Below are 9519 nucleotides of genomic sequence, written 5' to 3'. Positions count from 1 at the left end.
CAAGCACCTGCGCAACAAGCATCTACGCAACAAGCGCCAGCACAGCAAGCACCTGCTCCACAGCAGCAGCCACAACAAGCGCCCGCTCAATACAATGAGCCATCAATGGATTTCGATGATGATATTCCGTTCTAAAGTGGAATTTTTTACTTGTTGATTATTAAGCCTCGTTAACACGGGGCTTTTGTTTTTTTGAACAGCCAGGCAAAAGAGAATAGCTGTCCCTCGAACTTGGGAAACAGCTCAAAAATGCGACAAAACCTATTAGACAATTTCATCATTTTCTTGCAGGCTATCAAAAACCATTACTGTGAGTGAACCCCTTTTTATCTGACTGTTTCAACAGCAAAGATGCGAAACTCTCTACTAAACTAAAAAACAGGAGCCAAGGATGGTTATGAAAAATTTTATTTGTAAGTTAATCTGTTATCAAATGTTGTTACTGTTTAGTTTTATTGCAACGGCCACAGCAAAAGTCGATGATCCGGATGGTCAGGACAGTATCAGTATGCTCTATTATCGGGAAACTGCAGAGCCTCTACTTAAAGAGGGGTTAAAACAATTTGAGCAGGAGTCCGGTTATAAAGTTAATTTGGTATTTGTAAATCTTAATGATTTAAAACAGATGCTGGTTAAAGGCGCTGTTAACAATTCGTTACCTGATGTGGTGTTGGCTCCTTCTGATTTTGTATCTCTAGCTCCCACAATTAAACTATCAAAACTTTCTCCAGCCTTATTGAGCTCTGAGCTGATACCAGAAGCCCTTAATTCTATGCGCTATCAGGAAAATTATTATGGCGCTCCGGTGATGAGTGGTAATCACCTGATGCTTTTTTATAATAAAAAATATGTTCAAAACCCGGCTAAAAACTGGCAGGAGCTAAAAGCACAAGCCGTTGAGTTAAGGGCTAAAGGGATTGAGCCTATAGGCTGGAATTATCCGGAAATGTATTGGTTTACCAGTTTTGCTGCGACCTTAGGTGGTGCTCCTCTTACCGATGGTAAACCTTCTCTTAATTCACAAGCATATGCTGATGCGCTGATTTTTTATAAGGAGTTAGCTGATTCAGGTTTAATTGACCCGACTTGCGGTTATGATTGTGCACAAAAAGATTTTCAAGAACAACTTTTTGCTTATTCCATTAATGGGGAATGGGCATTGGCTGATTTTGAACGTGATCTTGGCGATGATCTCGGTATTACCGTGATCCCTGCAATTGGCGATAAACCATTTCGCCCTCTGTTTTCCACAATAGGCTTGATCTTTCCAGGTGACTCGTTGCAGGGGAAAAAGGCAAAACCGTTAGCGGCTTTGACGCTATTTTTTCAAAGTCGTCGTTTTCAAGATAAGCTTTTTGAAAAACAGCGCTTTTTACCGGTAAATCAGAGCTCATTTATTCAGGTTGAAGCGGCTGCCAATAACAATATTAAGATGCTATTAAAACAGCTGGCGCAGGCAATACCTATGCCACCAGATCCCATTATGGCCAATGCCTGGATAGGAATGAAGAAAGGCTTTGATCGATATATGGCCGATATTTCCTCCGCAAAAGAAGCCGCAGACTATATGCAAAAATTTACGGAGCGAGATTATCAAAAATCACAACCCAGCAAATAATCCTAAGCGAGTTAATAGTTTTAGGATGTTTTTATCTAATTTAAGCTCAAGCAGTCTATATAGATTGTTTTGGCTGGTAATTATTTTGGTGGCCCTGCTACCAACGGGGCTTGTTAGCTATTTATTGTTAGATAAGGTAGTTCAACAATCTCGTGAGCAGGTGTTAACCAGTCTGAGCCATAGAGTCGATTTACAATCGGAGATATTAGAGCGGGAGTTGAGTATACAGCTGAACTCTTTTGAGCAACTATCTCAACTCTCAGACGTCAGACTCACACCCACCTCTGCTGTATTTGGTTATCAGGCAGGCGTGCAGCTGAAAGAGTTTACAACACAATCCCCTTTGGCCAGCGCCAGCTATATTTTAGATCGTGACAATTGGCCTGTTGAGGTATATCCCATTACTGCTGAGCGGGTGCAACTGCAGTTGATAACCAGCCGGGTGGAGCCCTTTTTGCAGCAGGTTGAACAAGATCAAATCCTTAAACCATTAATTTTCAATGTAAACTCCCCAGCGATGGTTTCAGCTTTAAGCGGCAATGATCTAACTGCGTCCATTGATAATGGCTGGGTAATGGTGATGGTCTTGCCTTTAGTTCAGGAAACTCAACACGGCAGCACTAAATTCAAGGTAGTGGGAAGCTTAGTAACGCTTGAGCCTTATCAATTTTTCAGTCAGATATTGGAAAAGTGGCAATCGAACAACGGGGGGCTTTTGTTGCTGGAGCAGGATATTAAACTTTATAGCACAGGTTTAATAAAAGAAAATAAGACCGATTCCAATATTATTAGTTGGGATGCACAGATTAAACTGGCTGATAAAACCTTTCTGTTGCGTATTACAGAGCCTTCCGAGGGCCTTAAGGCCATTGTGTTTGAAGATCTGTGGCGTTTAAGTCTAATTGTGGGAAGTGTATTACTGCTTATCTCCTGTATTTCGTTACTGGTAACCAGGCTGGTTGGACAGCAGATAGCTAAATTAACTAGTCAGGTAAAAGCATTTTCCCAAGGGGATTATCAATATCGTGTCTCTGGTTTACGTTTTGCAGAGTTTTTACAAGTATCAGCGGTACTTGAGCAGTTGTCGAAAAAGGTAATAACCGATCAGGCGCAGCTGGAGGCTAAGGTGGAGCAGCGAACCACAGCTTTAAGTCAGGCCAATGCAGAGTTAAATTCGACTCTTACTGCATTAACAGAGACTCAAAGCCGCTTGATCCAAAGTGAAAAGATGGCCTCTTTGGGACAGTTGGTTGCTGGCGTTGCTCACGAGCTAAATACCCCGTTGGGAATTTGTGTTACCGCAACTGGATCGCTGGAGGAGGTAGAAAGAAGCTTGAACAGTATGGTTAGTAGCGGGACACTCAGAAAAAGCGAGCTTATGTCTCAGCTTCAGACCCTGACCGATGCAACCGATCTGATTGGCAGAAATGTTCGTCGCTCTAGCGATCTGGTAAGCATGTTTAAAGAGTTGTCCCTTGAGCATGGGGACGAGGATGAAGGGCTTACTCAGTTTGAACTCAAAAGTTTCCTACAGCAACTGGCCAATCTCCGGTTAAATTCGCAGGATAGTGCGGGGGTAGATATCCAGGTAAGCGGCGATGAGATTTTTGTACAAACATATATGAGCACATTAAGAAAAATACTTTCGGTGTTATTTGCAAATGCACGAGATCATGCATTTAAAAACCAAGCATCCCGGGGGCTCAAGCCAAAGGTGGAATTAAGCTGCAGGCGGACAGATGGCTTGGTTGAGCTCTGTTTTCTTGACAATGGTAGTGGCGTGGATATTGAGCCAATAGCGCGAATATTTGAACCTTTTTATACCTCAAACCGTTACCAAGGCAGCGTGGGATTAGGTCTGCATCTGGCTTACAACTTAGTGGCCCAAAGGCTGCAAGGCGATATTGAAGCAGAAAATCTGCAACAAGGCGGATTAAAACTATCTCTCAATTTTCCCCTGCAACTTGAACCTTTAACTCAACCATCAAGTAAGGTCCTAGAAGCGAACTGGAGCAATGCCTCTGCAATAAAAAAAATAGATTTATAGCAGCTTCATTAAAATTAAAGCCAAGCTGCAAAAATAATTCGACGCCACCATTATAGAGGTTACCTGTTTAATTATTACAGCAGATGATTATTAAGCCTCGCTTGCACGGGCTTTTTTTGTTTTTGGTATTTGATATTCTGAAAATCAAAAACATGGAATATATGAACTAAGCCTAGTTATACCCAAACTACCTCAAGATGCAGATTCAGAGCTTCGCCCGGATGCTAGAGCAAGGCGCAACACGATGAGAATGGTTATTCCCTTTTCAAGGGTTGCAACGCAGCGCTAGCTTTCGGGCGAAACTCCCGAAGGGCAAGGCGATAAACGATGATCTTCGTTGTTAGAAGGCTTTGATTTAGAATAACTAGATCATCAACCTTCTGCCTAGAATCTCATCATTTCTCGTCTTGCTGATTCCTGCATCTTGAGGTAGCTTGGGTATAGATGTTATTCTTGCATAATATTTTTATAGATAAAAAAGGACAGTTAAATGAAGAAAGCAATAAAAGCTGCACTGCTATCCGCTTTTGTATTTCCCGGTCTTGGTCATCTGTTATTAAAGCGCTATATTTCTGCTGCGATATTAGCAACAACCGCATTCACAGCGAGTTATCTGTTGATTTCTAAAATACTCGAAGACGCGATGCAAATAGTGGATAAAATTCAACATGGTGATCTACCCGCAGATGTAATAACGATTACAGAATTAGTATCACAACAAACAGATGGCAATGATTTGCTAAGCAGCAATATAATGACAAGCGTACTGCTGATCACCTGGTTAGTTGCGATTATTGATTGTTATCGAATCGGTCGTTCACAAGAAAATAAGCGCTAATCTCCTCCAAAGAAAGGTTACAAGCAAAATACATTTATCTTTAGTGCAAAGGTTTATACCCATGTTACTTCAAGATGCAAAATCATGGGTATGTAACGCAAATAACAAGAACAGTTAACCAAACAGTAAGCGCATATCAATATTGTAAATATCCGTTTGGTAACCTCCATACTCTTTAAAAGCAAACTTTTTATAAAAGCTTCTGCCAGCATGATTAGTTTCTTGAGTTCCGCCCATTAACACGAAACTTTTTACTCTCTCTTTATAGTGATTAATCAATATCTCCATGACCAAACTGGCAAAACCTTTATTCTGATATTTGTCGGCAATACAGGGAGCAAATAACAGATCGTCACCCGTTTTTAAAATGATCCCTTGTTGGGCATAACGTAACGCTTCATGTTCGGACATTTGTGCTTGTAAAATAAAATAACCGATAATATTTCCATCAGACTCAAGTACAAACCGCTGTGTTGTATCTGTCAATAAATTAGCGCATAGCTGAGTTGCAAATTCGCTTGATAGTGGATGAGGAGCAAATCGGCTACGGGTCTGCTCGGAGAGCTTTTCAAAAAAATCCCCAAGAGCCGATTGATCATTTTGAGCAAGCAATCTGAATCTGCTTTTTGTGCCATCTTTTGCTGTTACGATTGTCGTTTCCATCACTACCTCTTCAATTATTTATAGATAACACAAGCGCTCAATTTCCTGTTTCATCGCCTGATTTATCTCAAAATGTCCCCCTAAAAAGCGCAGTTGTGCTAAAGCCGATTGAGGACTGCCATTATATCCCTGCATAAACTCAGGCAACAGTTGAGCAAACGTTGGATACCTTAGCTCTATGCGCCGATCAGCAACAAACGGATCAACGAAACCAGGCTGGGCAGGCTCCGTTTGCTTAACTAAATCGACTAACTTATCAACGGCAAACTGCTGTACAAAACGCATCGCAGACAATTTTTCTCCACGTTGATAACGACACATACCGACATGCAAGTTGGTGAGTGCTTCTCCAATTAACCACTGAGTATCACTCGAAGGAGCGGCCCCTGAATGAATACGAGGTTGGCAGCAAGCGCTGTCAAAACCAGGCTTTTGCCAAACAATTCGTCCTGCTGAAAAAGGAATATTGTTTAGCTCCTGGGGTTCAAACACTGCAAATTCGCAAAAAATATTATCTTCAAACAATAACTTATAACCATCAACAGTATTACGAAAACAGTAGCTAATGGCTTTAATATTACTAAGCCAATCCAAATTATCGATAAAGCGCATTTTTGAACCAGGTTGAACGATCGCAAAAAAATCCAGATCGGAATATTCATCTAACCTTTCAGTTTCAATGCCGACTGAACCTAAACCCAGTAAGGCTAAAGCTTGCCCTGAACGCTCGAGTGATAGGCCAATCTGCTGTAAACGCTCAAGTAATAGTGTGCTGCGTTGCATATTTAATTCCTTATTGATAACTATTGCTGCTTTTGGGATATTTAATAATAAGCAAGATTCTTTTTAATTTACATTTTAGTTACAATCAATTGCATGTGAAAAACAATCATTAGTAGTCCATGGATTCTAAAAACAGATGGGAAAACAAGCTGATCTTAGATCCTGCTTGTGAAGAAATTTTTATAGATAATCGCTTACAGGCTGGTTTAATGGAGTTTGATATTCAGCTAGGCGGCGTCTCGAATCTCAGCAAACGCTATTTAGTACGCAGGCATCAGTGCAAATATCACACACTTATCTATACCAGACTCGGGCAAGGTTTACTTAAAACAGCTTCCGAAAACAGACAAATTCCAAGAGATTCTTTGTTGCTATTACCAGCCGGAAGTTCATTTTCTTATCAGTTAGAGAATGCAAATAACAACTGGCAGATTGTCTGGTATCTCATAGATGATGCACCCAATTGGCAATGGTTAAAAAACAGGGGGATCTGTTTAAATACAAACAATAATGTTGATAATATCTATTATCTATCTCTCGCCTTGTATCAAGAGACTGTTGCCCGCAGGCCATCAAGCAGTCTGCTCAGTTTGAATGCACAGCTATTGGTTGGGCATATCAATCGGGATCTGCAGGCATCTGAAAATTTCAGCTGCAGAAAACAACAAAATATCGAAACGTTTTTTCATCAACTAGAATACAAACTGCAGCAGCCTTGGAACCTCCCCGCATTAGCCAAGCTGGCAGGTTATTCCCCCGCACAATTTAACCGCCTTTGCCTGCAGCAGTTAGCGACAACGCCGATCAAAAAATTACGGCAGTTAAGAATGCAACGCGCCAAAGCTCTGTTAAAAAGCAGCGAGCTTAATCTCAGTGATATTGCCAATGCTGTGGGTTATAAAGATGTATTTAATTTTTCTTCTGCTTTTAAACGTGAAGTGGGTATCGCACCGAATCTATATCGTAATGATTAATTGCTAGAGAAAAGCTGGATAGAAAAAAAAGACTAAACTAAGATAAAGTGGCTTGCTTAGCCAAGTCAGCTAAAAACAGATTAATCAGTAACGATAGATATTTCTAAAACAACTGTTCTGAGAAAGGGAATTTAATGAACAAGCTACTATCAAAAATCCGAACTTCACGCTTTTTCCTGTTAACTGTATTAAGCATCTTTTTAAGCCAAACTGTTATAGCAAGTGATGCAGCATTTGCTCGTATAAATAAAAACGGCCTGTTAACTGTTGGCATGTCCGGTGAGCAACCCCCTTATAATTTTGTTACTAACAGTGAAAACATTGTCGGTCATGATGTTGAACTTGCCGATGCCCTTGCTAACTTGATGGATGTGAAAGTAAAAATAATGCTCATGCCTTTTGCCGATTTACTCGAAGCATTAGAAAACAATAAAATTGATATGATCATTTCTGGTTTTGCATCCTCCGAACAACGTCGCCAAAAAGTGACTTTTGTTGGGCCTTATGTGCTAGCTGGAAAATCCTTACTGCTCACTAAAGAAACATTAAATCGAATAAGAGAAAGCACTGGTTTTAATCATAAAGATATACGTTTACTTGCCCTTAAAAATTCAACCAGTATGACACTTGCAAAAGAGCGCCTCGCAAAGGCTAGTTTAAAACCGGTCGAACATTATGAAGATGCCCTACTCGCACTGCGCGCAGGTAAAGCTGACGCATTAGTTGCAGATTTGACCATTTGTGAACTAGGAGTAATACGTGATACAGCATCGGAATTAACTACCTTAAAAAAACCATTGGCTATTGAAGAGATTAATATTGCTATTAATAAAGGTGAAATACAGCTAGAAAGTGCAGCAAGGGCGCACTTATTGACGCTTAAAAATTCTGGTCAACTAGAAAAATTACATCAAAGATGGTTTAAAAATGGCGGCTGGCTTGACTTGTTGCCTTAATTTTATTGCATCTTTCATAAAAAGCCCTGATATTCTCAGGGCATCTGTCCACAAAAATCACCCCAACTCGCCTCTTAAATCAGTTTCCAGTAACTCCCGCTTCACGTAACGCATTACCCGTTGCGTAACCCTCTGAATTAGATAACGAGCCATTATAATTAACCCAACTCGCCTCTTAAATCGGTTTCCAATAACTCACGGATCACCTTGTTTGACAGGTTTTGGCTAAGCAGATAATAGAGTTTGGCGATCACGGTTTCAGTGGTCATATCCAAACCGCTGATCACGCCGACCTCGCGCAGTGCATGCCCAGTTGCATAGCCCTCTGAATTAGATAACGAGCCATTATAATTAACCCAACTCGCCTCTTAAATCAGTTTCCAGTAACTCACGGGTCACCTTGTTTGATAACCCTTGGCTAAGCAGATAATAGAGCTTGGCGATCACGGTTTCAGTGGTCATATCCAAACCGCTGATCACGCCAGCCTCGCGCAGTGCATGCCCAGTTGCATAGCCCTCCATATTCACCTGCCCTTTTAAACACTGACTGCAATTAACAATTAAAATACCCCGTTCACTGGCACTTTTTAATGTTGCTAATAGTTGCTCATCTTGTTGCGCATTACCCACGCCATAAGTTAACAAAACCAAGGCTTTCAGTGGGCTTTTTAATAAATTATCTAAAACTTGCCAATCCAGACCAGGGAAAAGATGCAAAATGGCGATCGATTGCCCTTCAATTTCACTTACACGTAAACGCGTATTCACTGATTTCTGTTTTTGCCCTGCAATATTTTTTATCTCAATACCCGCTTCCAGCAACACCGGATAATTAGGTGAAACAAAAGCATCAAAACCATCGGCATATTGTTTAGTGGTACGATTACCACGAAATAGTTGGTTATTAAAAAACAGGCACACTTCATTAATCGGGTGATAGGCGGCAATATACAAGGCATTTAAGAGATTAATGCGCGCATCAGAGCGTAGTTGTGAAAGCGGAATTTGTGAGCCGGTAATAATCACAGGTTTTGATAAGTTTTCAAATGCAAACGATAACGCCGATGCGCTGTAAGACATAGTATCGGTACCGTGCAAAATAATAAAACCATCAAAGTCGTGATAACGTTTTTGAATATCTAACGCTAAGGTTTGCCAGACATCGGGAGATACATTGGCAGAATCAATCAATGGGTTATATTCATGGATCTCAAATTCCGGCATATCATCATGATAAAACTCTGGCATATTGGCGATAGTTTGTGAAAGATAACCGACCGCAGGGACAAAACCATCTTTTGAGGGTTTCATACCAATCGTCCCGCCAGTGTAGGCAATATAAATTCGTTTTTTATTGGTCATTGAGCTTATCTCTTGATCCTATGGAAAAATTTTCCTTGAATATACGCATAATTAGGCAAGGAATAAACTACTCTCGTGGCTTTAAATTATGGGGTGATTTTATTTAACCTCAGCTCGGGATAATGAAAGCGCAATACTCCTTAATATCATGAAGTTAATTTTTTTATCGCATACAGTGTTGATAGTTTTATGTAGTTCAAGGCAAATCAGCGTAGCAATAGCAGGCTATTGGTAGCTGATTTAACGCAGAAATAGGTGAAAATAGCTGCACTGTATCG

At 40.6% G+C, this 9519-nt stretch carries 8 protein-coding genes; 5 read left to right on the top strand and 3 right to left on the bottom strand.

Annotated features, from left to right (window positions below; genetic code table 11):
• Positions 1-397: 397 nt before the first annotated feature.
• The 3 genes from AC4GME_RS14455 to AC4GME_RS14445 all read left to right on the top strand — a co-directional run bounded on the left by AC4GME_RS14455 (position 398) and on the right by AC4GME_RS14445 (position 4503).
• On the top strand, positions 398-1618 hold the full coding sequence (locus AC4GME_RS14455; RefSeq protein WP_490377617.1) for a sugar ABC transporter substrate-binding protein: 1221 nt from the start codon (positions 398-400) through the stop codon (positions 1616-1618).
• A 25-nt stretch (positions 1619-1643) separates the two neighbouring features.
• Positions 1644-3665 (top strand): sensor histidine kinase, encoded by a 2022-nt coding sequence (locus tag AC4GME_RS14450; RefSeq protein WP_490377618.1) that lies wholly within the window; start codon positions 1644-1646, stop codon positions 3663-3665.
• 490 nt (positions 3666-4155) lie between these two features.
• The gene (locus AC4GME_RS14445) at positions 4156-4503 is read left to right on the top strand and encodes a hypothetical protein (protein ID WP_490377619.1); all 348 of its coding nucleotides are present in this window, start codon (positions 4156-4158) and stop codon (positions 4501-4503) included.
• A 114-nt stretch (positions 4504-4617) separates the two neighbouring features.
• Here AC4GME_RS14445 and AC4GME_RS14440 read toward each other — a convergent pair whose 3' ends face one another.
• Together AC4GME_RS14440 and AC4GME_RS14435 are read right to left on the bottom strand one after the other, a co-directional pair.
• Entirely contained in the window at positions 4618-5166 is a 549-nt protein-coding gene (locus AC4GME_RS14440) for a GNAT family N-acetyltransferase (protein ID WP_490377620.1), read from the bottom strand.
• Between the two features lie 18 nt (positions 5167-5184).
• Positions 5185-5949, bottom strand: coding sequence for a hypothetical protein (locus AC4GME_RS14435; protein ID WP_490377621.1), 765 nt, complete (start codon positions 5947-5949; stop codon positions 5185-5187).
• A 119-nt stretch (positions 5950-6068) separates the two neighbouring features.
• Here AC4GME_RS14435 and AC4GME_RS14430 point away from each other — a divergent pair, with 119 nt between their 5' ends.
• Positions 6069-6923: an AraC family transcriptional regulator gene (locus AC4GME_RS14430; RefSeq protein WP_490377622.1), complete on the top strand. Its 855-nt coding sequence runs from the start codon at positions 6069-6071 to the stop codon at positions 6921-6923.
• Between the two features lie 134 nt (positions 6924-7057).
• Entirely contained in the window at positions 7058-7879 is an 822-nt protein-coding gene (locus AC4GME_RS14425; RefSeq protein WP_490377623.1) for a transporter substrate-binding domain-containing protein, read from the top strand.
• A gap of 351 nt (positions 7880-8230) precedes the next feature.
• On the opposite strand, the gene ansA is transcribed toward AC4GME_RS14425, so the two are convergent.
• On the bottom strand, positions 8231-9241 hold the full coding sequence (ansA, locus tag AC4GME_RS14420) for an asparaginase (RefSeq protein ID WP_490379636.1): 1011 nt from the start codon (positions 9239-9241) through the stop codon (positions 8231-8233).
• Positions 9242-9519: the final 278 nt, after the last annotated feature.

The organism is Psychromonas sp. (genome assembly GCF_983033635.1).
The sequence above is the reverse complement of the archived record's forward strand: the minus strand, read 5'-3'. Positions and strand labels throughout refer to the sequence as shown.